The sequence below is a fragment of the Pedobacter gandavensis genome, from assembly GCF_032678745.1.
In the GTDB taxonomy this organism is placed as follows: domain Bacteria; phylum Bacteroidota; class Bacteroidia; order Sphingobacteriales; family Sphingobacteriaceae; genus Pedobacter; species Pedobacter gandavensis_C.
This window is the reverse complement of record NZ_JAVTST010000001.1, coordinates 1,450,835-1,476,357: the sequence shown is the minus strand read 5'-3', so window position 1 is coordinate 1,476,357 and position 25,523 is coordinate 1,450,835. Positions and strand designations below refer to the sequence as shown.

26 protein-coding genes are annotated in these 25,523 nt (G+C 40.7%); 9 read left to right on the top strand and 17 right to left on the bottom strand.

The features are described 5' to 3' along the window. Nucleotides 1-34: 34 nt before the first annotated feature. Nucleotides 35-772, bottom strand: coding sequence for an electron transfer flavoprotein subunit beta/FixA family protein (locus R2S10_RS06020; RefSeq protein WP_316839542.1), 738 nt, complete (start codon nucleotides 770-772; stop codon nucleotides 35-37). 45 nt (nucleotides 773-817) lie between these two features. Here R2S10_RS06020 and R2S10_RS06015 point away from each other — a divergent pair, with 45 nt between their 5' ends. Both R2S10_RS06015 and chrA read left to right on the top strand, forming a co-directional pair. Further along, nucleotides 818-1,153: a tetratricopeptide repeat protein gene (locus tag R2S10_RS06015; RefSeq protein ID WP_316839541.1), complete on the top strand. Its 336-nt coding sequence runs from the start codon at nucleotides 818-820 to the stop codon at nucleotides 1,151-1,153. Between the two features lie 8 nt (nucleotides 1,154-1,161). After that, a complete protein-coding gene (chrA, locus tag R2S10_RS06010; protein WP_316839540.1) occupies nucleotides 1,162-2,364 on the top strand; it encodes a chromate efflux transporter in 1,203 nt (400 codons plus the stop codon). Between the two features lie 10 nt (nucleotides 2,365-2,374). Here the strand turns inward: chrA and dnaB are convergent, their stop codons facing one another. Then, on the bottom strand, nucleotides 2,375-3,940 hold the full coding sequence (gene dnaB / locus R2S10_RS06005; protein ID WP_316839539.1) for a replicative DNA helicase: 1,566 nt from the start codon (nucleotides 3,938-3,940) through the stop codon (nucleotides 2,375-2,377). A 210-nt stretch (nucleotides 3,941-4,150) separates the two neighbouring features. Between dnaB and rlmB the strand changes: the two genes are divergently transcribed. After that, a complete protein-coding gene (gene rlmB, locus R2S10_RS06000; protein ID WP_316839538.1) occupies nucleotides 4,151-4,921 on the top strand; it encodes a 23S rRNA (guanosine(2251)-2'-O)-methyltransferase RlmB in 771 nt (256 codons plus the stop codon). A gap of 58 nt (nucleotides 4,922-4,979) precedes the next feature. On the opposite strand, the gene R2S10_RS05995 is transcribed toward rlmB, so the two are convergent. The 3 genes from R2S10_RS05995 to R2S10_RS05985 form a co-directional block, all read right to left on the bottom strand. Continuing rightward, nucleotides 4,980-6,251 (bottom strand): Hsp70 family protein, encoded by a 1,272-nt coding sequence (locus tag R2S10_RS05995; protein ID WP_316839537.1) that lies wholly within the window; start codon nucleotides 6,249-6,251, stop codon nucleotides 4,980-4,982. Between the two features lie 103 nt (nucleotides 6,252-6,354). Next, nucleotides 6,355-7,446: a mannose-1-phosphate guanylyltransferase gene (locus R2S10_RS05990; RefSeq protein ID WP_316839536.1), complete on the bottom strand. Its 1,092-nt coding sequence runs from the start codon at nucleotides 7,444-7,446 to the stop codon at nucleotides 6,355-6,357. A 15-nt stretch (nucleotides 7,447-7,461) separates the two neighbouring features. Continuing rightward, nucleotides 7,462-8,427, bottom strand: coding sequence for a KpsF/GutQ family sugar-phosphate isomerase (locus R2S10_RS05985; protein WP_316839535.1), 966 nt, complete (start codon nucleotides 8,425-8,427; stop codon nucleotides 7,462-7,464). Nucleotides 8,428-8,516: 89 nt separating this feature from the next. Here R2S10_RS05985 and recQ point away from each other — a divergent pair, with 89 nt between their 5' ends. After that, a complete protein-coding gene (gene recQ / locus R2S10_RS05980; protein WP_316839534.1) occupies nucleotides 8,517-10,706 on the top strand; it encodes a DNA helicase RecQ in 2,190 nt (729 codons plus the stop codon). A gap of 34 nt (nucleotides 10,707-10,740) precedes the next feature. After that, the gene (gene kdsA, locus R2S10_RS05975) at nucleotides 10,741-11,556 is read left to right on the top strand and encodes a 3-deoxy-8-phosphooctulonate synthase (RefSeq protein WP_316839533.1); all 816 of its coding nucleotides are present in this window, start codon (nucleotides 10,741-10,743) and stop codon (nucleotides 11,554-11,556) included. Between the two features lie 40 nt (nucleotides 11,557-11,596). Here kdsA and R2S10_RS05970 read toward each other — a convergent pair whose 3' ends face one another. Together R2S10_RS05970 and R2S10_RS05965 are read right to left on the bottom strand one after the other, a co-directional pair. After that, nucleotides 11,597-13,495 (bottom strand): OmpA family protein, encoded by a 1,899-nt coding sequence (locus tag R2S10_RS05970; RefSeq protein WP_316839532.1) that lies wholly within the window; start codon nucleotides 13,493-13,495, stop codon nucleotides 11,597-11,599. A gap of 54 nt (nucleotides 13,496-13,549) precedes the next feature. Further along, complete coding sequence (locus R2S10_RS05965) at nucleotides 13,550-14,173, bottom strand: 7-carboxy-7-deazaguanine synthase QueE (protein ID WP_062548135.1); 624 nt, start codon at nucleotides 14,171-14,173, stop codon at nucleotides 13,550-13,552. 126 nt (nucleotides 14,174-14,299) lie between these two features. Here R2S10_RS05965 and R2S10_RS05960 point away from each other — a divergent pair, with 126 nt between their 5' ends. Then, nucleotides 14,300-14,632 (top strand): Rieske (2Fe-2S) protein, encoded by a 333-nt coding sequence (locus R2S10_RS05960; protein WP_316839531.1) that lies wholly within the window; start codon nucleotides 14,300-14,302, stop codon nucleotides 14,630-14,632. A gap of 40 nt (nucleotides 14,633-14,672) precedes the next feature. Here R2S10_RS05960 and R2S10_RS05955 read toward each other — a convergent pair whose 3' ends face one another. From R2S10_RS05955 to R2S10_RS05930, 6 genes are all read right to left on the bottom strand, one after another. Then, nucleotides 14,673-15,554 carry a bifunctional 5,10-methylenetetrahydrofolate dehydrogenase/5,10-methenyltetrahydrofolate cyclohydrolase gene (locus tag R2S10_RS05955; protein WP_316839530.1) on the bottom strand — a complete coding sequence of 294 codons (882 nt, stop codon included), beginning with the start codon at nucleotides 15,552-15,554 and terminating at the stop codon, nucleotides 14,673-14,675. Between the two features lie 22 nt (nucleotides 15,555-15,576). After that, nucleotides 15,577-17,364, bottom strand: coding sequence for a translation elongation factor 4 (gene lepA / locus R2S10_RS05950; RefSeq protein WP_316839529.1), 1,788 nt, complete (start codon nucleotides 17,362-17,364; stop codon nucleotides 15,577-15,579). 79 nt (nucleotides 17,365-17,443) lie between these two features. Then, nucleotides 17,444-18,178 (bottom strand): copper homeostasis protein CutC, encoded by a 735-nt coding sequence (locus tag R2S10_RS05945; protein WP_316839528.1) that lies wholly within the window; start codon nucleotides 18,176-18,178, stop codon nucleotides 17,444-17,446. Nucleotides 18,179-18,196: 18 nt separating this feature from the next. After that, on the bottom strand, nucleotides 18,197-19,228 hold the full coding sequence (locus R2S10_RS05940) for a N(4)-(beta-N-acetylglucosaminyl)-L-asparaginase (RefSeq protein WP_316839527.1): 1,032 nt from the start codon (nucleotides 19,226-19,228) through the stop codon (nucleotides 18,197-18,199). 31 nt (nucleotides 19,229-19,259) lie between these two features. Then, entirely contained in the window at nucleotides 19,260-20,063 is an 804-nt protein-coding gene (locus tag R2S10_RS05935) for a nitrilase family protein (RefSeq protein ID WP_316839526.1), read from the bottom strand. Nucleotides 20,064-20,088: 25 nt separating this feature from the next. Continuing rightward, the gene (locus R2S10_RS05930; RefSeq protein WP_316839525.1) at nucleotides 20,089-21,234 is read right to left on the bottom strand and encodes a methionine aminotransferase; all 1,146 of its coding nucleotides are present in this window, start codon (nucleotides 21,232-21,234) and stop codon (nucleotides 20,089-20,091) included. 67 nt (nucleotides 21,235-21,301) lie between these two features. Between R2S10_RS05930 and R2S10_RS05925 the strand changes: the two genes are divergently transcribed. Beyond that, nucleotides 21,302-22,069 (top strand): queuosine precursor transporter, encoded by a 768-nt coding sequence (locus R2S10_RS05925; protein WP_316839524.1) that lies wholly within the window; start codon nucleotides 21,302-21,304, stop codon nucleotides 22,067-22,069. Nucleotides 22,070-22,074: 5 nt separating this feature from the next. Here the strand turns inward: R2S10_RS05925 and R2S10_RS05920 are convergent, their stop codons facing one another. The 4 genes from R2S10_RS05920 to R2S10_RS05905 form a co-directional block, all read right to left on the bottom strand. Beyond that, on the bottom strand, nucleotides 22,075-22,524 hold the full coding sequence (locus tag R2S10_RS05920; RefSeq protein ID WP_316839523.1) for an RES family NAD+ phosphorylase: 450 nt from the start codon (nucleotides 22,522-22,524) through the stop codon (nucleotides 22,075-22,077). Between the two features lie 2 nt (nucleotides 22,525-22,526). Continuing rightward, entirely contained in the window at nucleotides 22,527-22,991 is a 465-nt protein-coding gene (locus R2S10_RS05915; protein WP_316839522.1) for an antitoxin Xre/MbcA/ParS toxin-binding domain-containing protein, read from the bottom strand. Nucleotides 22,992-23,129: 138 nt separating this feature from the next. Further along, nucleotides 23,130-23,510, bottom strand: a complete 381-nt coding sequence (locus R2S10_RS05910) for a GreA/GreB family elongation factor (RefSeq protein ID WP_316839521.1) — start codon at nucleotides 23,508-23,510, stop codon at nucleotides 23,130-23,132. A 220-nt stretch (nucleotides 23,511-23,730) separates the two neighbouring features. Beyond that, nucleotides 23,731-23,880: a hypothetical protein gene (locus tag R2S10_RS05905; protein ID WP_316839520.1), complete on the bottom strand. Its 150-nt coding sequence runs from the start codon at nucleotides 23,878-23,880 to the stop codon at nucleotides 23,731-23,733. Between the two features lie 372 nt (nucleotides 23,881-24,252). Between R2S10_RS05905 and R2S10_RS05900 the strand changes: the two genes are divergently transcribed. Both R2S10_RS05900 and mgrA read left to right on the top strand, forming a co-directional pair. Further along, nucleotides 24,253-24,432, top strand: coding sequence for a histone H1 (locus R2S10_RS05900; protein WP_182954181.1), 180 nt, complete (start codon nucleotides 24,253-24,255; stop codon nucleotides 24,430-24,432). A 62-nt stretch (nucleotides 24,433-24,494) separates the two neighbouring features. Continuing rightward, nucleotides 24,495-25,487 carry an L-glyceraldehyde 3-phosphate reductase gene (gene mgrA / locus R2S10_RS05895; RefSeq protein WP_316839519.1) on the top strand — a complete coding sequence of 331 codons (993 nt, stop codon included), beginning with the start codon at nucleotides 24,495-24,497 and terminating at the stop codon, nucleotides 25,485-25,487. The last annotated feature ends 36 nt before the right edge of the window (nucleotides 25,488-25,523 follow it).

Sequence of the window (25,523 nt, the reverse complement as noted above, 5' to 3'; positions counted from 1 at the left end):
TATTAAATAATTTTAAAAATGAGAATAGAACGGATTAGATCACTTTAGCTTCTGTATGTAAAAGCTCGATCAACTGTGCTGCAGATTCTGCAGGAATCAGTTTCACGGCACCACGTGGGGCAGGCGTCTCAAACTTAGTGACTTTGCTGATTTGCGCGACTTCTTTAGCTTCAATTACTTGTAGCGGTTTAGATCTTGCAGACATAATGCCTCTCATATTTGGGATAGTTGGAACTGCCGTACCTTCTGCACAACTCGCAATAAACTTGCCAGTCACAGAAACTACTTCTTTTCCGCCTTCAATTTCACGTTCTATAGTTGCAGTTGTTCCATCATAATCCAATTTCTTGATGATAGAGATCGATGGGATATCTAAAAATTCACCCACCATTGCTGCTACCTGAGATCCATTGTAGTCAATAGATTCACGGCCGCAAAGGATCATGTCGAAGTCTGTGGTTTTTGCATACTCCGCAATCTGATAGGCAGTGAAGTAAGCGTCTCTAGGTTCAGCGTTGATTCTGACAGCATCATCTGCTCCGATGGCAAGTGCTTTTCTTATGGTTGGGTCTGTAGTACTTTCTCCAACATTGATTACGGTAACGGTTCCTTTACCACCCTCACACAACTCAATTGCTTTAGATAAGGCAATTTCATCATACGGATTTACAATAAATTGTACGCCTGATGTATTGAATTGTGTATTATCGTTAGTAAAAGTTATTTTTGTCGTTGTGTCGGGCACATTACTGATACAAACTAATATTTTCATAAAATTGTCTTTTTGCAAATCTAATTAAAAAAGCAGGGATTTAAAATGCAAAGTACCCGATTAGCAAAGTTATTGGAGTTTTTATCCAATGATCCTCATGATCCATTCGTTCTGTACGCTTTAGCCACAGAATACAACAATTCAAATGACCAGGAAAAGGCATTTGAATATTACTTGAAATTGACCACAGACCATCCCGATTATGTAGGTACTTATTACCATCTTGGTAAGCTTTATGAGAAAGTCGGACAAAAAGATACCGCTTTAGAGATTTATCAAAAAGGAATGTTGGTCGCCAGAAACAAAAGAGATATGCATGCATTTTCTGAGTTGCAAGGCGCTTATAATTCTGCTGCAGGCCTGGATTACGAAGACGATTAGCCATGGGGATGGTGAACAAAAGACAACTGTTGTTTATCAGAGATGTGTTTCTTTTTACCTTTACCGCTTTTGGTGGGGCACAGGCGCATCTTGCATTATTGCTTAAATATTTTGTTAAAGATGTCAGGTACATTACGGAAGAGGAATTGTTGGAACTCCATGCCCTTTCGCAAGTACTGCCTGGTCCGGCTTCTACTCAAACCCTGGTAGGAATTGGGTATAAAGTAGGTGGACTAAAACTGGCATTGATTGCCTTTTTTATCTGGATCATTCCTTCTGCAGCACTGATGACTTTCGCGGCGATTAGCTTCGCGAAATGGGACCAGCAGCAAAAGTTCAGTGAAATTCTGGTATACATTCAGCCCATCGCTCTGGGGATTGTTGCTTTTGGCGCTTATAATTTAGCGAAAAGAGTGTTGGTGTCGCAGTTGACTATTTTTCTGGCCATTGCTGCGGTGGTGGGGACAATGGTGCTGAGGAATGCCTATGTATTTCCTATAGCCATTCTAATCGGCGGAATGATTTCTTCAGCCATTGGGACCCCGAAAGAGGAAAGTGAACTTAGGGTGCGGCTGTTTTCTAACATCAATCCCAGAAAGTTAATTTACTTTATCGGGGTATTACTGATTTTAGCCTCCCTGGGGGCCATTATCAACCGTACCTCTCTTTTTAGTTTACCAATCAGGTTGTTCGAGAATTTTTATCGGAATGGGATTCTCATTTTTGGCGGCGGACAAGTTTTGGTGCCCCTGATGTTTACAGAGTTCGTCGAAATGAAGCATTACCTGAACGGAACGAATTTCCTTTCCGGATTTGCACTACAGCAAGCTTTACCGGGTCCTACGTTTTCTTTTACAAGTTATGTAGGGGCAATGAGCATGAAGACTTTTGGCTACGGATTAACCGGTCAGATACTTGGTGGTTTTGTCGCGGTGATGGGGATAAATTTGCCAGGCTTGATTTTGGTCCTGTTTATCGTGCCTTTTTGGGAAGACCTGAAGAAGATTTCCCGCATTAAATATTCTATGGTAGGTATCAATGCAGTAAGTGTAGGCTTTATCATCGCCGCTTTTATGCTGTTGGTACAGCCGATTGGCTTAAACCTGATGTCAATAGGGGTAATGGTTTGCACTTTTCTGGTGCTGAACTTTACAAAAATAAGCCCACCAATAATCGTATTGGCGGGCATTTTATTAGGCTATTTCTTATAAATCTTATCGTTTAAAAAGGAGCGTCATCGTCATGCATATCGTCCATTCTGGATGGTTTGATGATGACGTTTCCTGCCGGACGATCAAAGTCCTGCGAAGGAGCCATACCTGCACTTGTATCCATAGAGAAGGAGGTAGGTGCTGCAAAGTTATCCTCCAGATCCGTAAACTTAACGTATTTACCGATAAAGCGTAATGGAACGATACCGGTTTCACCGTTACGGTGTTTCGCGATAATTACCTCTCCAATACCTGCTTGTGAACGGCCTTGCTCATCTTCTGTAATTCCGTAATATTCCGGTCTGTATAGGAAGAGTACCATATCCGCATCCTGCTCAATGGAACCAGATTCCCTCAAATCGGATAGCATCGGGCGTTTACCATTTTGTCCAGGTCTACTCTCTACCGCACGACTCAACTGAGAAAGTGCCAGTACCGGAACGTTTAATTCTTTGGCTACTGATTTCAGAGCCCTCGAGATACTACCGATCTCCTGCTCCCTGTTTCCACCACCGCCTTCACCTTTACCATGCATCAGCTGCAAGTAATCGATGATGATTAGTTGTAAATCATATTGTGATTTTAACCTTCTACATTTTGCTCTGAACTCAAAGATGTTTAGGGCAGGGGTATCGTCAATTAATAACGGCGCTTCTGTTAAAGTACCAATTTTGCTATGGAGCTGTTGCCATTCCCATTCTGCAAGGTTTCCTTTTCTGATTTTTTCCTGCTCGATTTCAGTTTCTCCGGAAATCAAACGATTCACTAACTGAACCGAGGACATCTCCAGCGAGAACACAACTACCGGGCGTTTGAAATCTACTGCTGCATTTCTCGCACAAGTCAGTACGAAAGCGGTTTTTCCCATCGCCGGACGTGCCGCAATGATGACTAAATCTGAAGGCTGCCATCCACCCGTAATGCGGTCAAGGTCGGTAAAGCCGGAAGGGACCCCCGTTAAACCATCGCTTTTTCCACGAAGAGCTTCTAAAGTGGCTAAGGATTGTTTTACAATCTCATCCATTTTCTGCGTATCTCTACGCAAGTTGTTTTGTGCAATGTCAAACAGGTTTTTCTCTGCATGATCCAATAAGTCGAAGATATCTGTAGTATCTTCATAAGCATTCTGGATGATTTCAGAAGAGATTCTGATCAGTTCTCTTTGAATGTATTTTTGAGAAATAATCCTCGAGTGGTATTCAATGTTCGCAGCAGAGGCAACCCTGTTGGTTAAATTGGTAATATAATAAGCACCGCCTACCATTTCCAGTAAACCCAGGTTTCTAAGCTCTGCGGTAACGGTTAAAATATCAACAGGTTTTGATTTTTGGAATAATAAGGCAATGGCCTCGAAGATTTTCTTATGCGCTTCAGCATAGAATACTTCTGGTTTTAAAATGTCAATTACCGTAGATAGCGCATCCTTTTCTAACATTAAAGCACCTAAAACAGCCTCTTCAAGGTCTAATGCCTGTGGAGGTATTTTTCCCATGGTGTTCATGGAATTGTTTAATCTGGTCTTCCTGGCAGTGAAGTTCGCTTTGTCTGTTCCCTGATTTCCGTTGTCGTTACTCATGGCTACAAAAATATGGAAAAATTAGGGCCTTTGCTTAATTCTTTTATGAACATTTAAAAAGCGTAAATACTGGATTTGCAGTTGTAGATTTCAGGAAGGATAGTTTTTATCAACCTAACTATGTGGAAAAGAGTGGCTTAGTACAGTCGTAAAATTGGTTTCCATTAATCGCATTATTTCAGCTATTTTTGCGCTTCAATTTTAAGAAAGATGGAACATTCGAGGAGACCTGCGAGAGCTAAAGAAAATAATGAATTCGTATTTGGCATACGAGCTGTAATAGAGGCTATTAAAGCTGGTAAAGATATTGAAAGTATTTATATTCAACGTGGATTAGGCGGCGATTTGATCGTGGAGCTGAAAGGATTTTTGAAAGATGTAGATGCACCAGTTCATAATGTTCCGGTAGAAAAACTGAACAGAATGACACTTAAAAATCACCAGGGCGTGATTGCAGTAATCTCTGCCATTTCTTTCCAGAAAATTGAAGACATTATTCCTGCAGTTTATGAGAAAGGTGAAGTGCCATTGGTATTGATCCTGGATGGCATCACCGATGTGCGTAACATGGGGGCAATTGCCAGAACAGCAGCTTGTGCTGGTGCGCATGCGATCATCGTACCGACGAAAAACTCAGCTCAGATCAATGCGGATGCGATTAAGACTTCTGCAGGTGCATTATTCAGTATTCCAGTGTGCAGACACCCGAATCTTCATAAAGTAGCCTTGTATTTACAAGACTGTGGATTACAGATTGTAGCTTGTACAGAGAAAACAAATGATTTAATTTATGCACCGGATTATACGGCTCCTACAGCAATCGTAATGGGCGCAGAGGATGAAGGAATTTCAAATGAGATCATGAGAATGGCGAATCACCTGGCTAAAATCCCAATGATTGGAGAGATCAGCTCATTGAATGTTTCGGTATCGGCAGGTGTAATTCTTTACGAAGCCATCAGACAACGTCAGTCATTATAGTTAATTACGATATTTTAATAGGATGGGAGCCGGTGTTTAACACAGGCTCCCATTTTTTTTAAGCTTCCTCAAATAAGTATCCGCTATAAGCCAGTCCTTTGGCTACACTGATGAAGTTGTCACCCGAGTTTACCGGTACTTCAGGAAATCTGCTGTTAAACAAATCTTTTACTGCGGAAACCATAGAGGTTCCACCTGTAAGGAATAAACTGTCAATTTCCGCTGGATTGATCTTATTCTTCGCTAGAAACTCATCCAGATACATACTGATCTTTCTTAAATCTCTCTGGATAATCTTGTTGTATTGATCCAATGTTACATGCTGATCAATTTCTATCTCCATATTGCTGTAAACAAATGGCGCATCCTCATTTTTGGATAAGGCTACTTTTGTTTTTTCAATGGATTGAAATACAGAATAACCCAGATTGTGATCAGTTAGGGTAATCAGGTTTTTGAATTTCGAATCCTGTTTCGAATAATGGTAATAGGTTTGGATGTCATTCCTCACCTTGATGCCATTAAAGAAGTTCATTTGCTCCCAGGAACAGATATTGCTGAAATAGGAATTTGGAACGGTCAGCATCTTACCTGGAGAGGCTTCGTATAGCGTGTCTTTACCAAAATGAGGCGTCCCCTGATCCCACATGAAAGAGGAATCAAAACTATCCCCACCAATGTAAATACCACCAGTAGCTAAAATATCATTCTTACGATCTTTACTTCCTACTTTTGCCGGGTCTAATTCCAGGTAAGTGAAATCTGTGGTACCCCCTCCAAGATCGGCTACCAATACTCTTTCCTTTTTGGTGATGCTTTGCTCGTAAGCAAAAGCCGCCCCAATAGGTTCAAACTGAAAACGAATGTCAGTAAAACCTGCGTTTTCTGCCGCCTTGTTTAAGCGTTTTTGAGCCAATGCATCTTTTGAAGTACTTTCATCATCAAAGAAAACCGGACGGCCAATAACCGCTTTCTGGCAATCATAACCAATGATTTTATCCGCTTTAAGCTTCAGGTCTTTTAAAATCAGGGTCACCAGATCCGAAGCATTGTATTTTTTAGTGAATACACGGGTCTCAATGAAACTGGTTCTTGGCAATACTCTTTTAACAGATTTCATGAAACGACCCTTCATGCCGTCGTTGATATAAGCGTTTATCGCTTCCTCCCCAACATAATGGGTGATGCTGTCTGTTTCAGTGGCCTCATCTTTAAAGTAAAGAATGGATGGAACAGTAATGGTGGCGATGATTTCTTTTTTTTCATCGTCATAAATGGATAGGGCAGAATTGGTAGTTCCAAAGTCAATTCCGTATAAGTACTTAGTCATTGTAATGAGAAATTTGGGGCAGGAAAAAATATTAAAAACAATACATCCGGATTCTAGCTCAGGCTAAAATCCGGATGTATCTTATAAATGGGTAAAATATTGGCTATATATACTTTGTGCCGAATTTTGATTTTACATCAGCAACAATCTGTTTAATGTTTTGCTCTTCTGTTCTTGGGCAGATCATCAGGGTATTGTTAGACTCCACAACGATATAGTCATGAAGGCCCTGTAGAATCACAAGTTTGTCCTTTGGTACGTTCACCATACAGTTCGAAGAATCAAACATCATTACTTTTTCTGCAGGAATCACTGCATTACCTACGTAATCATGCGCTGCAATTTCATAGATCGAAGCCCAGGTGCCCAGGTCTGACCATCCAAAATCTGCAGGAAGCACGTATACATTGTCGGCTTTCTCCATAATTCCAAAATCAATAGAGATATTGGTACATTGCTGATAAGCGTCGCTAATGAAGTTTGCTTCTCTTTCGGTGTTGTATACCGGATTGCCCTGAAGGAAGATGTCATGCATATCCGGAAGGTGCTTAGCGAAGGCTTTAGTAATGGATTTGGCGGACCAAATGAAAATCCCTGCATTCCATAAGAAATCACCACTCTGAATAAATGATTTTGCCAGGTCCAGGTTAGGCTTTTCTGTGAAGATTTTCACCTTGTGGATCTGGTCATCAGTAGCAAGGGTATTTTCTACATACTGAATATAGCCATATCCTGTATCAGGTCTGCTTGGTTTGATACCTAAAGTAATCAGGCAGTCGTTTTCTGATGCAGCTTTTAAAGATTGCTCAATTGCAGCGATAAAAGCATCTTGATTGGTAATGGTATGGTCTGAAGGCGCTACAACAATCGTTGCATTAGGATTCAGGTTAAGGATTTTCATGGAGCCGTAAGAAACGCAAGGAGCTGTATTTCTCATGATCGGTTCAGCAAGTATTTGATTAATGTCGAGATCAGGAAGTTGCTCTTTAACAATATCCTTATAGATCTCATTGGTGACCACAAAAATGTTTTCTGGTGGACAGACTTTTAGAAAACGCTCGTAAGTGCTTTGAATTAAGGTTTTGCCAATACCAAAGAAGTCGATAAACTGCTTTGGAAATTCTGTTCTGCTCACTGGCCAAAATCTACTGCCAACGCCACCGGCCATTATTAATGCGTAATTATTTTTATTCATGCTAAATCGAAAGTATTAAATTATGCCTTCCTGTAGAAGGTCATGTAAATGGATCATCCCAAAGTAAGCTCCGCCATCTGTCACCAATAATTGAGTGATGTTATTCTCCTTAATCATTTCCAGTGCATTGATGGCTAAAAGATCTTTTTCAATAGTCTTAGGATAAGGATTCATTAGATCGCTTGCTTTAATGTCGGCTAAATTAGTGTGTTTTTCTAACATTCTCCTGATATCTCCGTCAGTAATAATCCCTAAAATCGTATCCGCCTCAATAACAACCACTGCGCCTAAACGGTTTTGACTAATTTCAATAATGACATCCTTTACAGATGCACTTGCTGGAATGCTGGGTTTCTGGTTCTTAACAGCAATATCTCCGGATTTTAAATAAAGTCGTTTTCCCAATGCGCCTCCAGGATGATATCTTCCGAAATCTTCTTCATTGAAATTTCTTGCATTCAGCAGACAAATCGCCAGGGCATCACCCATCGCCAATTGGGCAGTAGTGCTGGTAGTCGGCGCAAGGTTATGGGGGCAGGCTTCTTTTGCTACCGTAGTATTCAGGATCAGATCTGCCTGCGCTGCAAGGTCGGAATTGAGTTGTCCAACCATCCCAATCATCAGGTTGCCCGATTGCTTTAGCAAAGGAGCAAGGACTTTGATTTCGGGCGTATTCCCGCTTTTGGAAATACAGATTACAATGTCGTCTTTTTGGATCATTCCAAGGTCTCCATGCACCGCATCTGCAGCATGCATGAAACTGGATGGAGTGCCGGTAGAATTGAAAGTTGCCACTATTTTTTGTGCAATAATGGCGCTTTTGCCAATTCCAGTAACGATAACACGTCCGTTACATTGCAGAATATGGTCGATAATCAGGCAAAAATCATCATTTATATGGTCAATTAGCCCCAAAATGGATTGTGCTTCCAGTTGTAACGTGTTGACTGCGTCCTCGATAATAGCTTTTTTACTTTTCAAACAGAATTAATTAGTATATTGATGCTTTGAATTAGTGCAAAATTATGTTATTTTGAAGTAAATATAGCACTGAATATTTTATACGCGTAATGGATGTGAAAAAGTCGTTGTTTGATAACTTGCAAACCTTTTTTGGTTTTGATAATTTTAAAGGTGACCAGGAGTCTATCATCACCAATGTTCTCGAAGGAAAGAATACGTTTGTGATTATGCCTACAGGTGGAGGGAAGTCCATATGTTATCAGTTACCTGCGCTTATGAGCGAGGGTACTGCAATTGTTATATCGCCCCTGATTGCCCTGATGAAAAATCAGGTGGATCAGTTGAGGGCCTTTGGTGGAAGTGACAGCATCGCACACTTTTTAAACTCTTCTTTAAATAAAGCGGAAATTACCCAGGTAAAAAGTGATCTGCTGAGCGGACAAACCAAATTGTTATATGTTGCTCCGGAATCGCTTTCGAAGCCAGATAACATCGAATTCTTAAAGTTAATCAAGATTTCCTTTGTAGCAGTAGATGAAGCCCACTGTATTTCGGAATGGGGACACGATTTCCGTCCTGAATACCGAAAAATCAGACAGGTAATCTGCGGACTGGGTGAGGATATTCCAATTATCGCGCTAACGGCTACGGCCACCCCGAAAGTACAGCAGGATATCATTAAGAACTTGCAGATGTCTGATGCTACCTTGTTTAAATCATCATTTAACAGGCCGAACTTATTTTATGAGATCCGCCCGAAAAGAGATGTCATCAAGGAAATGATCAGGTACATCAAGTACAATACCGGAAAATCAGGAATCATTTACTGTCTAAGCCGTAAAAAGGTGGAAGAGGTGGCGGAAGCGCTAAACCTGAATGGCATCAAGGCTTTGCCTTACCATGCCGGTCTGGAGCCTAAAGTACGTGCAGACACACAGGATAAGTTCCTGATGGAAGATGTAGAGGTAATTGTAGCAACCATCGCTTTTGGGATGGGGATCGACAAACCTGATGTACGCTTCGTAATCCACCATGATATTCCTAAGAGTATGGAAGGTTATTATCAGGAAACTGGTAGAGCCGGAAGAGATGGCGGTGAAGGTGTATGTATTGCTTTTTATGCACAGAAAGACGTAGATAAGCTGGCGAAATTCATGAAGGATAAGCCGGTGTCTGAACGTGAAATTGGTACACAAATTCTGAAAGAAGTAATCGACTATGCCGAATCAGGCGTATGCCGCAGAAAACAGATCCTACATTATTTTGGTGAAAACTTCAATGAAACAGGCTGTAACTGTATGTGCGACAACTGTAAAAAGCCTAAGAAACTTTTTGAAGCAGAAGATAACCTATTGGTTTTACTGAAATTGATTCAACGTATTGGCGAGAAATTCGACGATGCACATATCCTGAACATCTTTACCGGATCGGAAACAGCTCAAACCATCGCTTACGAGCATGGTAAGATTCCTGAATTCGGACTGGGAATGGTAGAAGGAGAAAACTACTGGAAGTCCTTAATCCGCCAGTCGGTATTAAATAACTTCCTTTCCAAAGATATTGATAACTACGGCCTTTTAAGGCTAACCAATAATGGTAGAGACTTTATTGAAAATCCATATAGCCTTAAATTTGTACTCAACGAGCCGATAGAAAGTGCTGCAGATGATGATGAAGATGATGTGAAACATGGATCAGGAACTTTAGATACCCAGTTGCTACAACTGCTGAAAGACCTGAGAAAGAAAATCGCCAAGCAAAAGAATGTACCACCATTCGTTGTATTCCAGGATCCTTCACTGGAAGAAATGTGTACGCATTATCCAATTGCAATGGATGAGCTGAAACAGATCTCAGGAGTAGGAAATGGTAAGGCAATGAAGTTTGGTTCACCATTCATTGAACTGATTAAAAAATATGTGGAGGACAATGATATTGAACGCCCGATAGATCTGATCATTAAAACTCAGGCCAATAAATCGCAGCTGAAAGTATCTATCATCCAAAATGTAGACAGACAAATCAGTTTGGAAGATATCGCTAAATCTAAAGGCATCACTTACTTTGATATCCTAAAGGAGATTGAAGCAATTGTAAACTCTGGAACAAAGCTAAACCTGAATTATTTTGTAGATGAATTGATTGATGAAGACCGTCAGGATGAAGTATTCGATTACTTCCAGTCTGCGGAAAATGACTCAATTGATGAAGCACTGAAAGAATTAGGAGAGGCAGATTATTCCCGCGAAGAGATCCAATTGATGCGCATCAAGTTCATGTCCGAACTAGGTAATTAATAGGCTGAATTAGGTAATTATTACAAACACAAAAATGATCAATTTTCCACTAGATAATTTAAAACACCAGGAATCAGGTAATTTCTTCTTAATGGCAGGACCATGTGCCATAGAAGGAGAGGAGATCGCAATGCGCATCGCAGAGAAGATCATCACTATTACTGATAAACTGGAGATTCCTTTTATTTTTAAAGGTTCCTACCGTAAAGCCAACCGCTCTAAAGGAGGTTCTTTTACTGGAATCGGAGATGAGAAAGCCTTAAAGATTTTAGAAAAGATAGGCAAGACTTTTAACGTGCCTACGGTAACTGATATCCATGAGAGTGCAGAAGCTGCTATGGCCGCTGCATATGTGGATGTATTGCAAATCCCTGCTTTCCTTTGTCGCCAGACAGATCTATTGATCGCTGCTGCGAAAACAGGTAAAGTGGTGAACGTTAAGAAAGGTCAGTTTTTATCTGCAGGTTCAATGAAATTCGCAGTAGAAAAAATTGTAGAATCTGGTAATAACAGAGTAATCCTAACGGATCGTGGCAATACCTTCGGTTATCAGGACCTGATTGTTGACTACCGTGGGATACCAGAAATGAGAAGTTTCGGAGTACCGGTAGTAATGGATTGTACGCACTCTCTACAACAACCTAATCAAAGCTCTGGCGTAACCGGTGGTAAACCAGAACTGATTGAAACCATTGCTAAAGCAGCAATTGCTGTGGGTGCTGATGGTTTGTTCATTGAAACACACCCTGATCCTGCCAATGCAAAATCAGATGGCGCAAATATGTTACACCTGGATTTACTGGAAGATTTAATGGTAAAACTAGTTAGATTAAGAAAAGCGGTTATTTAACCGCTTTTCTTATTTATAGACCGCTTTCCTCTTAAGGAGGCTAGATCCTGGTGATGAGGAAAGATGTTCTCCTGTTCTGTTTCCGCTTTTCTTCGGTATCATTGCCAGCAATAGGTTTAGTTTCTCCGTACCCTTTAAACGTCAATCTGGAAGGATCTATTTTCTGGGCAATCAATTCATCATATACCGCTTTAGCGCGGTTCAGCGACAGCTTTTCATTCTGAATATCATTTCCTACGTTATCCGTGTGTCCCTGGATTTCTATTGCTACCTGTAGGTTCTGTTTTAACAATTCAATTAAGGTGCCCAGCTCGGTCACTGATGCCGGTAGCAGGCGATATTCATTGGTGTCAAAAAAGATGTTCTTTAAGACCATGTTATTGCCTACTTTTAAGCGCTCCAGGTTAATCTCCAGCAGAATAGGCTGTGTTCTGCTGCCTACACCCAGCTCGTAGTTTTCCGAATAAAACAAGTAACCATCTGCACTGGCATTGAAAGCATAATTTGCCCCTATAGGCATCACTGCAAGGAATTCCCCGTTTTCTTTATCCGTATAATCATTGTAAGCTGTTTGCTTGGTCAGTAGATTGACCACCTGTACTTTGGCATCCAGAAATTTACGACTTTCTTTATCACGAACCACACCTTTTACGTAAGTGATGGGCATCGGCTGCTTGTCTACAGGCAACTGAAACTGATAAATATCCATATCTCCGTAACCATCCTTTAGATTGGAAGAGAAGAAAGCTGTACTGCCATTAGGGCTAACAATCATGCCGGTTTCTTCATTAAAGGTATTGATGGGATAGCCCATATTTATTGGTAGACTCCAATGTCCATTGTCTTGCATGCGACTGATGAAAATATCTTTATTGCCCATTCCAGGCCATCCATCGGAAGAAAAGTATAGCGTTTTCCCATCTGAATGTAGGAAAGGAGTATTTTCATCGTAGGGGGTATTTATTTCTGGGCCAAGATTAACAGGAGCAGACCATTCTCCTGCTTCGTTGAGCTTCGATTTCCAGATGTCATATCCGCCAATTCCACCAGGTCGGTTGCTGACAAAGTAAAGCGTATTGCCATCGGGACTAATTGATGGCTGAGATTCCCAATAGGCTGTGTTAATAGGTGCCCCGAGGTTAAAGGGCTCGCCCCAGTTATTTCCTTCTTTGTGACTCACGTAGATGTCGCAACGCCCCAGACCACCTGGTCGGTTACAACCTGTGAAAAATAGGTACAAGCCATCAGGAGAGATGGATTGCGCCCCTTCATTAAATTGGGAAGTGTTGATTTTGTTGCTCAATGGAGCTGCGGTGTTCCACTCATTATTGGCCTTCTTAGAAATAAAGAAATCTTCATTTCCATCTATATTTCGACTAAAAATCAAGGTCTCATTATCGGCAGTAATGGCTGGGAAATAATCTCGGTAAGTGGTATTGATGGTAGGACCCAGGTTAATAGGATCGTATTTCTGTGGTGTTTTTATGGCTTCGATAGCAAACTCCGCATCGGCCTTGTATTTTTTTGCCCTGGCAAGGAAAGCCGGATCATTGCCAGCATATTTGCTGATAAATAAGCTGAGGTGTGTTAAGGCATTGGGATAGTCGCCGCTATACAACTCACATTCTCCAAGGCCATAATATAGGCGAGGCTCTGCGTTCGGGTTTAGCGCTATGGCTTTGCGATAATAGGTTTTGGCCTCCTCATAGGATTTGATTCTCCTGTTGAGTTCAGCAAGCTGTAAGATGGCATTTTGAAAGCCTGGATCAGCCTGTACTGCCTCTTTTAAAGCCCCAATAGCATCATGATATTGGTTGTCATTTAAATAGACCTGTGCTTTATCAAAGCTGGCCATCGCTTTCTTGACCGTAGAAGTCTGGGCCATTGCCCCAACAACCATTAGGAAATACAGAAAAAGCGCAACAGATATTTTTTTCAAAACGCTATTGTTAATGATGTACAATTAAATATAGCGAAAAATCTGTCTTCGCTATTAAGGGATATTTAAATATTTATGCGTTTGTAAAGAAATTTCCCATTTAGGATTTGCCATCACATAATCAATAATCAAAGGAGTAATCTCTTTTGACTTAGACCATTCCGGTTGTAAATATAATTTACAGGTGTCAGAAACGGTAGCCGCATATTGCTCTGCCCATTCAAAATCACTCTTGTTAAACACAATGACTTTCAGTTCATTAGCAAATGGAGTAATGTCCGGACGAGGGGCTTTGAATTTCTTTGGAGAAAGACAAATCCAGTCCCATGTGCCTGAAAGGGGGTAAGCTCCGGAAGTTTCAATAAAGGTAAGGATATTCTTTTCCTTTAACTTTTGAGTTAAATAGTCCAGATTATAGATTAATGGCTCACCACCGGTGATCACTACCGCTTTACCCGGAAAGGTATCTGCTTTGGCCACAATATCATCAGCTGAAGTTAAAGGATGTAATTCTGCATCCCAGCTTTCTTTAACATCACACCAGTGGCAACCTACATCGCAGCCTCCTAAACGGATAAAATAAGCCGCCTTTCCTGTGTTAAATCCTTCGCCCTGTATGGTGTAAAACTCTTCCATTAATGGAAGTAATGTGCCGTCTGCTGGTATATTGTGTGCCATATATTATTCGGCAAAGGTAAATAAAATATTCACGGGAAATTGGATTATATGTATATTGAGCCGATTTATATGACCAATCTGTGAAAAAAGAAGGTTCATTTTTAATCATTTATCTAAATATGACCTATGCTAAAGTGGTATAAATTGGACGGCAACTTTCCTGAGCAGGACTTTGTAGAACAGATCAAGGTAAATGGGAAGAAGTTATGTCTGGTCAGGCATCAAGACCGGGTTTTTGTAGTTCAGAATAGCTGTCCGCATGCCGGAGGAATCCTGAGTGGTGGAACTTGTAAAAATGGCTATTTGATTTGTCCGATACACCGATGGGAATACAACCTGCAAACGGGAAGAGGGGCAGAAGGACAAGGAGATTATATTGATACCTATCCTGTAGAAACAAGATCCGATGGGATCTATGTCGGCTTAAAAGAAAGCTGGATAAAAAAGCTCTTTAGTTAAGGAACTAAAGAGCTTTTTTAATATTTAAGGAATCTGCTTATTAAGAATAGATTTCTTTCTTTGCAGAGGCTAATGTGTTTTTTAACAAGCCTACAATCGTCATCAGACCTACACCTCCGGGAACCGGAGTGATCCATGAAGCTTTAGGGGCTACGTTTTCAAAATCTACATCACCATATAGTTTATATCCTGATTTCGTTTCTGTAGAAGTTTCTCTATTGATACCTACGTCAATGATGATCGCACCTGGCTTCACCATATCTGCAGTTACAAAGTTCTTTTTACCAATTGCTGCAACGATAATATCAGCCTGTAAAGCCAGCTCTTTTAAGTTTGCCGTTCTACTGTGTGTTAAAGTTACCGTACAGTTTCCTGGATTGGCATTGCGGGCCATCAGGATACTCATAGGACTACCAACGATATTACTTCTGCCTACCACCACACAATGTTTTCCTGTAGTGTCAATCTCATAAGCCTGAAGCATCAGCATGATGCCATATGGAGTAGCAGGGATAAAACAAGGAAGGTTCCTCATCATACGTCCCAGGTTTACCGGATGAAATCCGTCTACATCTTTACGGTAATCAATCGTTTCAGTTACTTTTTCAGGATCGATGTGTTTAGGAAGGGGCAATTGAACAATTAGTCCGTCTACTCCAGCATCCTGATTGATTTCCTCAATCTTTTGTAGCAATTCTGCTTCAGTTACCGAGTTGTCATATCTGATCAGGGAAGATTGAAAACCTACCTTTTCACAGTTTTTCATTTTGCTGGCAACATAGGTTTCACTACCACCATCATTACCCACCAATATTGCAACTAAGTGTGGTTTTCGGCCACTCTCTGCTAAAAACGAGGCAGCTTCAGCTGCGATTTCCTGTTTTATTTTTTCTGATGCGAATTTTCCGTCAAGTAACTGCATGTAATTCTTATGATGTTGTTTATTAATCTAATTTAAGTACGGCCATGAAAGCAGATTGTGGAATCTCCACATTACCCACCTGACGCATACGTTTCTTTCCTGCCTTTTGTTTTTCAAGTAACTTACGTTTACGTGAAATATCACCACCATAACATTTAGCGGTAACATCTTTACGCAAGGCACTTAGCGTTTCTCTGGCAATAACTTTCGCACCAATAGAAGCCTGGATTTTAATCTCAAATTGCTGACGTGGAATTAATTCCCTCAGTTTTTCACAGATTTTTTTTCCAAAATCATAAGCATTGCTACGGTGAATTAAGGAAGATAAAGCATCAACAGGTTCTTCATTCAATAACATATCTAATCTAACCAGGTCCGATTTACGGTAACCTATCTGATGATAGTCAAATGAAGCATAACCTTTAGATATTGTTTTTAACTTGTCATAGAAGTCGAAAACGATCTCTCCCATAGGCATCTCAAAAACAAGCTCTACACGGTCTGAAGTCAGGTAAGATTGGTTTACAATAATTCCTCTTTTCTGAATACAAAGTGACATTACCGGACCAACGAAATCAGCTTTAGTAATGATGTTTGCTTTAATATAAGGTTCTTCAACCGCATCCAACTTACTTGGATCTGGTAAATCTGAAGGGTTATTTACAATAATTTCATCACCCTTTGTGGTTCTTGCAATGTAAGATACGTTTGGTACGGTAGTGATCACCGTCATGTTGAATTCACGCTCTAAACGCTCCTGGATAATCTCCATGTGCAACATTCCAAGGAATCCGCAACGGAAACCGAAACCTAATGCTGCAGAGCTTTCCGGTTCGAAAACGATAGATGCATCATTCAGTTGTAGTTTGTGCATCGCTTCACGCAATTCCTCAAACTCATCAGTATCAACCGGGTAAATACCAGCGAAAACCATTGGTTTAACCTCTTCGAAACCTTGTATAGATTCTAAGGATGGACGGTCAACAGTAGTAATGGTATCACCAACTTTTACTTCACGTGCTTCCTTAATTCCAGAGATGATATAACCCACATCACCGGTTTTAACGACGCTACGAGGCGACATATCCAGTTTCAGGATACCAACTTCGTCTGCTAAATATTGTTTGCCTGTATTGATAAATTTAACTTTATCACCTTTTTTAATTTGACCATTCACTACTTTATAGTAAGCAATAATCCCTCTGAAAGGATTAAATACAGAGTCAAAAATCAATGCCTGAAGAGGTGCATCTGGCTCACCAACTGGCGCCGGAACACGGTCTACAATGGCTTGAATGATATCAGGAATACCCAAACCGGTTTTACCCGAAGCAGGAATGATATCTTCACGCTTACAGCCGATTAAATCAATAATCTGATCACTTACTTCCTCAGGCATTGCCCCTGGAAGATCCATTTTATTCAAAATCGGAATAATATGGAGATCATGCTCTAAAGCAAGGTATAAGTTTGAGATGGTTTGTGCTTGAATTCCCTGTGATGCATCAACAATAAGTAAAGCACCTTCACATGCTGCGATGGAACGAGAAACTTCATAAGAAAAATCTACGTGTCCAGGCGTATCAATCAGGTTGAAATTGTATTCAATATCACCAACCTTATAATTCATCTGAATGGCGTGGCTTTTTATCGTGATACCACGTTCACGTTCTAAATCCATATTATCCAGCAGTTGAGCCTGAGCTTCACGTTGGGTAATGGTTCCAGTGTATTCTAACAGACGGTCAGCAAGTGTGCTTTTCCCGTGATCAATATGTGCAATTATGCAGAAATTACGTATGTGCTTCATCAGTGGCGCAAATATAGGATTTTGAGTCGATTAATTTATCGGAAATTAATCATAGTATGTTGTGCTGACATTAGCAGTACTAAGCGTTGGCCAGTTGGATCAGATTTTTAACCGTATTGGCATCGGTCAGGTCATAGCTAAATTCATCTTCGCTGGTCCCCATACTTAAGCCTGGATTTCTAAATTTCATGTTGCTTTTTACAGCGCTTTTAGCGGATGCATGGAATTCTGTTGCTCCGGTGATCCGGATGATTTCTGCAATATTTTCTGTTTTAATACCTGCGCCAGGCATGATACTAATCCTTCCTGCCGCTTGTTTGATCAAGGCTTTGATTTGCTCGGCACCTGCCAAAGCAGAAGCTGCAGCACCAGAAGTCAGCACCCTTTCACAGCCCAGTGCGATCAGGTCTTCTAAACCTTTTTCCAGGTCATTACACATGTCGAAAGCCCGGTGGAAAGTGATTTTCATTGGCCTTGCCAGCTCAATCAGTTCCGCACAACGTGCTTTATCGATGCTGCCATCTGCAAGGAGTATCCCAATCACTACGCCATCGCAATTTAGGGCCTTGCAGACTTTAATATCTTCCTTCATTATGCGGAATTCCAGATCGGAATATAAAAAATCTCCACCTCTGGGGCGGATAATCGGATACACTAAGATCTGAAGTAATTCTTTTGCCAGCTTCAGCTGTGCATAGCTGGGAGTGGTACCTCCCTCTGGTAAATTGTCGCAAAATTCCACCCTTACTGCGCCACCTTCCTGTGCTGCCAAAGCAGAAGAAAGGGAGTTGGCGCATACTTCCATTTGAATCATTATCTAGTATTTTGCGGATTAGTAATAGCTTTTTCCAGGGATTAATAAATCATTTTTACTTTGGGTACATACTGCATAGCTGAATCCTTTCTGAATCGCATAAGCACCATATTCTCCCTTTTTATTCAAGGCAAGGAAACCTACCTGAATGCCTTTTGCAATCTCTGGTTTCTTCTTGATGATTCTCATTACGGCCTCTTTACAGGCCTCCTCCGGTGGGTATCCCTGTCTCATCAGTTCTACTACTAAAAAGCTACCTACATTACGGATCACTTCCTCGCCAACACCCGTAGAAGTGGCACCGCCAACCTCATTGTCTACAAATAAACCTGCACCGATGATTGGGCTATCACCCACACGGCCATGTAATTTATAAGCCATACCACTGGTGGTACAAGCACCTGAAATATTTCCTTTGGCATCTAAAGCAAGCATACCAATGGTATCGTGATTATATTGATTTCCTGGCAATCGGGTAGGAGCAGCTTTGTCGTAAAGTTTGTTCTCAATGTTCATGACCGGCGCATATTTTGCGGTTTTCAGCCATTCTTTCCATGCTTTCTCGCTTTCTTTCGTCAGCAGGTTTACTTTTTTGAAACCATTTTCTAAAGCGAACTGAAGGGCACCGTCGCCCACAAGCATCACATGAGGGGTTTTTTCCATCACCATTCTGGCTACAGAAATGGGATGCATAATGTGTTCTAAACCAGCAACAGCACCGCAATTGCCTAAATCGTCCATGATACAGGCATCCAGGGTCACATGACCATCTCTATCCGGCAGTCCACCATAACCTACACTTTGATTTTTCGGATCAGCTTCAGGTACATGCACGCCTTGTTCTACCGCATCTAATGCCCTTCCTCCGGCAGACAAAACCTTCCAGGCTGCTTGATTGGCAGCAATACCGAAATCCCAGGTAGAGATGACGATTGGTTTTACAGGTTCATTAGACAGGCTTGGGATCATGGCAGCAGCGCTGTTTCTATCAATAGCCAATAAGGAGGCAGAAAGCGCGGATGCTTTGATGAATTTTCTACGGTTAAACATTGTTGGTTTAGGAGGTTTTTTTAAAGAGAAATTAAATAATTTGAAATTGATCAGCGTCTTTTAAGAACGGGAAAGCCCTGCGGGTTTTTGCCAGTTCTTCATAGCCGATGCTGAACGTATAAAGATCTTCGTCTTCAGGTTTATAATAAATAGTTTTACCCATTGGATCAATACATTGAGAATGTCCGCTATGGTATACCTCTTTGCCATCATGTCCCACACGATTGGCGGCAATCACATAGCTTTGATTTTCAATAGCACGGGCAGGAATCAAGGCATTCCAATGAATGGCGCGCTTATCTGGCCAGCTGGCGATCAATAAAAGAATATCATATTCTTCATTCTGATTGCGCAACCATACCGGGAAACGTAGGTCGTAGCAGATGGCAAGGCGGATTTTCCAACCTTTTAATTCTACAATTACTTTATCCGTGCCTGGCGTATAGTTTTTATCCTCATCCCCCAAGCCAAATAAATGCCTTTTGTCGTAATGACTGTAGCCACCATCAGGAAGCATCCAGATCAACCGGTTGTAATAATGACCATCTTCTTTGATGATCAAACTACCCGTTACTACACAGTCATATTTTTGCGCAATGTCTTTCATCCATTGCATTGTTTTACCATTCATCTCTTCAGCAAGTGCTGGAGCATTCATGCTAAAACCAGTATTGAACATCTCAGGAAGCACAATCAGGTCTGTTTTTTCTTTAACACCTGATGACAATCTTAAGGATAAATTTTGTAGGTTTTTGTCAATATTCTCCCAAAATAAATAGGCCTGGAAAATTGTGATTTTCAGGTTTTTAATACTTAGGTAATCTGGACTTTCCATTATTGTAATTTAAAAGGGATGTAAATTATAATTTAACTAGTCTTTCAACGGCTTTTTCCAATGTTTCTTGCTTTTTAGCAAAACAAAATCTTAAAACATGGTGGTCCGTATTCCTAATGTAGAAGGCTGAAACCGGGATGGAGGCAACTCCATATTCTTTGACTAACCTTTCGGCCATGGCAACATCTTTTTCATCGCTGAGGTGTTGATAACTAACACATTGAAAATAAGAACCATTGCAAGGTAATAATTTAAACTTAGTTTCTGCAAGTAGGTTGCGAAACAAATCGCGCTTCTGCTGGAAGAAACTGGATAGACCAAGATAAGACTGTGGGTCTTTTAAGTACCTCGCAATGCCAACCTGCATTGGCGTATTCACACTGAAAACATTAAACTGATGAATCTTTCTGAATTCTTTCATCAATTGCTCAGGTGCCAGACAATAGCCTAATTTCCAACCCGTGGTATGTAGTAATTTTCCAAAGGAAGCCACAATAAAGCTCCTTTCACGGAGTTCCGGGTATAAAGCCACACTATGGTGTTGCTGCCCATCGTAAATAATATGTTCATAGACCTCATCACTTAAAATCATGATGTCGGTGTTTTTTGTCAATTTGATGAGTGCTTTGATGTCCTTTTCCGACAAAACACAGCCTGTTGGATTCTGTGGGCTGTTTAAGATGATCATCTTGGTGTTCGCAGAGAACAGCTTTTTGACCATTTCCCAGTCGATTTCATAATTAGGAGGGGCCAGTTCATAAGGTTTCACCAGGCCGCCCAACATTTTTATCGTAGGAGCATAAGCATCGTAAGCAGGTTCAAAAATGATGACCTCATCGCCAGGATGGATATATGCACTCAAAGCAGTAAATATCGCTTGAGTACCTCCGGCAGTGATGTTGATTTCTGTTTCCGGGTGGTAATTTGCTCCATAAAGCGTCTGCATCTTTTCCGCAATCAATTCTCTCAATGCAGGTAAACCTGTCATAGGGGCATACTGATTGAAGCCCTGTCGCATGGCATCAGCTACATATTCGATGAGTTTCGGATCACATTCAAAATCAGGAAATCCCTGAGATAAATTAATGGCCTGATGTTCTTCTGCTAATTTGGACATGACCGAAAAGATATTCGTTCCTGTACCAGGTAGTTTGGATTGTGTAGCTATCATGTAACAGCGAAAATAGAAATAATATTTATCCTCTTATATCAGATTAATTTAATAATTTCATCTTGGTATGACTTTTAAAACAAAAGAAAGCAGATTATTGCTCATTCTAGGGTCCTTTTTCGTGGCCAACGCCATCCTTTCAGAATTTATAGGCGTAAAAATATTTACGGTGGAGGGTACATTGGGTATCAAGCCATTTGATATCAACCTACTTGGAGTTCCGAACCTTTCCTATAATATGTCGGCGGGGGTACTGACCTGGCCGCTGATTTTTATCATGACAGACATCATCAATGAGTATTTTGGGGTAAAGCAGGTCCGTTTTCTATCGGTGTTGGCTGCAATCTTAATTTCTTATGCCTTTGTGGTAGTGGGCGCAGCGATGAAATTATCTCCTTCAGATTTCTGGGTAAACCAAACGATCGATGGCCAGCCACTAAACATGAATGTGGCATTTTCCGGTATATTTGGACAAGGGATGTGGATCATCGTTGGTTCTGTCATCGCCTTTTTGGTTGGGCAGATTGCCGATGTGTTTATCTTTCATAAGATTAAGAAAGTTACCGGAGAACGTGCTTTATGGCTGCGTGCTACAGGATCCACGCTGATTTCTCAGTTCATAGACAGTTTTGTGGTGATCTTCATTGCCTTTTATCTGAATCCACAATACCATTGGAGCTGGCAAATGGTTGCTGCAATTGGATTGGTAAACTATACCTATAAATTTGTGGTCGCCATTATAATGACGCCCTTCCTATATCTGGTGCATGGGATCATTGATCGTTACCTGGGAAAAGACCTTTCACAACGGATGATAAAAATGGCTGGGAGGTAAGGTGATTACATTTTAATCCTCTTGTCGAAAACAAAGGGCTCGCATTTCAACAGTTTAATGTATTTAAAATCCGGGTGATTGGGGTTGATGAGGTAATTTGATTCTGCAGGGATAATGGAAGAGGGGACTTTCAATACGGCAGTTTTATTTTTGCTGATCCAGTTTTCTCCCAGTTCCTGTGTGAGGTACATTTGCTCAAAAGTAACCCAATCTTCGGGGAGTGTTTTCAGAGAAATGCTGGCAATACCCAGGTCGTCGGGAATTTCGATGGTCATGACCTGGAAGGAGTTGTTGAGCCCAAACTGGTTCCTATGGACTACATTTTCCAGACAAGCAAGGGAACGTGATCCCGCAGTATAAATAACGGAGCTGTCGTTAGGATTCCATCTTGCAGCCCTGCCTGAAGCCACTAAAGCAGTAGCGTACTTAGTTAAAGAAATTCGGAATACCTGCATATTTAAGCCAGATCTCCGTAAGCGATTCTAATGAGTTCTTCTTCAATTAAAGTGATCCCGGTGAAGGTATCCATTAAATCAAAAGGAATTTGATTGCCAAGGCCATAAGCCGGAGTATTGAGCCATTGGTGAAAGGCTTTTGCGGAGCCAAAGATTTCAATTCCTTTTTCAAAAAGAGAGAAAGATTTTAAGAGCTTCTCACTTAAAGCAGCATCCAGCTTAGAAGAATTTGAAGCATAGTTCTGGATGGTTTTAACGTTAGTTTTAAAAGTATCCTGGAATTCGTCTCTACTGAAGCCGGAAAGACTTAAAAAATCAAGGGCTGCTTTAGCCGACAAGCCTGATTTAGAATTCATCAGCAGGCTGATGGAATCATGGTATAGCGGTTGGTAAGGGGCGATTAACTCGGCTTCAGCTACCATCGATACTGTTGATTTATCTTTATAAGGTTTTGGTGTAGTTGCCATAATTAGTTGGTATTGCTCAATTCGAATATACGGAATTTTTTCCAGCATACCTGGAATTTTTTCTATAAAAAAACCGCCTCCCGAATGAATTACCTTTTGAGTAAGCTTAGGATGCGGTCTTAAATCTGTTATTGGAGCCTAGTTCATCTTTTGAACTTCCAGGATTTTAAACTCCTGAATGCCATCAGGCATTTCCCAATTGATAATGTCGCCAGTTCTATAACCAAATAAAGCAATGCTGATTGGCGCAAAAACGGATACCTTTTGTACTTTAATATTGGCTTCTTCAGGCATCACAATCTTAAATGTGAACTCTTTACCGGTTTTTGTATTGGCGATTCTGGCTTCAGATTTAAGACATACTACGTCCCCAGGAAGGTCCTGATCTGCATATATAGTGGCTTCTTTAATTTCTTTTCTTAGTTTTTCTTTATTGTATGGACTCATGTTGGATTTGTCCAGGTGATCTTTTAATAATTTTAAATCGCTTTTTGAAAGTGACAATGTTTTTGTTTCCATGTTTTAAATGTCTTAATGTGAGGATTGAATGATTAATGTCTTTTAAGGATACAGGGAGGCACAACTGAAAAATTACGGTTTCACACGTTACGTAAAGTAGGTATTTAGTGCAAAAAAAGAAAATAAAAAATATACTGCTATTTCTTAAATTTTAAAATAACGAAATTCATCAGAAGAAAAATGCCCCTGAACCGAAGAGTAGAATGAAATGATTCGGGGCTTAATTAATAAAGTCTTTACTGGTAATTTGGTAAGTAAAGCCGAAGGGATAATTCTCCCTGAAAAACCTTTTGAACAAGGCATAGACTTGCAGCTGACTCTTATTATAAGTCAGTAGTGTTGCCTGATATCTACCTGTTCTCTGTTTCATTAATTGCTAATCTCGGTAGGTTTTTTATCAAATCAAAGTAAAAGGAGATTTAAATTGGTATTCCAGGTATTAATTGACATTGCTGTTATTGTTCCAGGGCTTTTAGCAAGTATACGATTAGAAAAGCCTGGAATGCCCCCGGTTATAGAGCGGCTGTAATGCAGCAACAAGGCCTAAGCTCCTCGAAATTTGGCCGGGACAACCCGCTTTTTGACGCCTTAGCGGGGCATCAGGATAGGCTAAAATGACTGAAATGAGGGCCAATAAGCATAAATAAAGGCTGATTTAGCAGAAAAAACGCAATAGAATGGAAGTTATGTACGTTTATTTCCAAAATAATATATATTTGGCCAACAATTAAATATTTAAAACATGGAAAAATTTTCAAAAGTTAAAGAATTATTAGCTTCTATTGAAGCTGACGCTGAGAAGTTTTATAGTGCAGGAAACAGTGCTGCAGGAACAAGAGTACGTAAAGCTATGCAGGATTTAAAAGTTCTTGCTCAGGAAATCCGTACTGAAGTAACAGAGAAAAAAAACAGCGATAAATAATATCGATTTATTCGAAAACAGTAGCCTTTGAAAAAAGGCTACTGTTCCTAAATTCCCCAAACATGCCTTATACTGCCGCCCCTAACAGATATACTCAAATGCAATACCGCAGATGCGGAAACAGTGGATTGAAGCTTCCTGCGATTTCCCTGGGTTTGTGGCACAATTTCGGGCATGTAGATCAACTGGAGAATTGTAGTAACATCTTAAAACTGGCCTTTGATAATGGCATCACTCATTTTGACCTGGCCAATAATTACGGTCCGCCTCCCGGATCTGCAGAAGAGAACTTCGGTCGCTTATTGAAAAGAGATTTTGAAGGATACAGAGATGAGTTGATCATTTCTTCTAAAGCAGGCTATACCATGTGGGATGGTCCCTATGGAGATTGGGGCTCAAAAAAATACCTGGTATCCAGCTTAGACCAGAGTCTGAGAAGAATGGGACTGGAGTATGTAGATATCTTTTACCATCATCGTCCGGATCCGGAAACTCCATTGGAGGAAACGATGGGGGCATTAGACCTGATCGTACGACAAGGGAAAGCACTTTATGTGGGTATTTCTAATTATCCGGCAACAGAAGCTGCAGCAGCAATGAAAATTCTGGAACGACTGGGTACGCCTTGTCTGATTCATCAGCCTAAATATTCAATGTATGAGCGCTGGATTGAAGGTGGTTTGTTGGATTTATTAGGAAATGAAGGGGTAGGATGTATTCCTTTTTCACCACTTGCTCAGGGCATGCTAACGGATAAGTATTTGAAGGGAATCCCTGAAGATTCACGCGCAGCAAAGTCGCATGGTGCATTACAACAAGAGCAGTTAACTCCGGATAGAGTCAGACAGCTGAATGAATTGAATGTATTGGCAGCAGGCCGTGGACAAAAACTTGCCCAAATGGCTTTATCCTGGATTCTAAGAGATGACCGCATTACTTCCGTATTGGTAGGTGCCAGTAAACCTGAGCAGCTCTCAGATTCATTAAAATGCCTGAACAACCTTAGCTTTAGTGCAGAAGAACTGCAAAAGATTGACCAGATCCTAGCCTCCTAAAATCAGAAAAAAGAAGCGGTCTCCAATAAATATTCA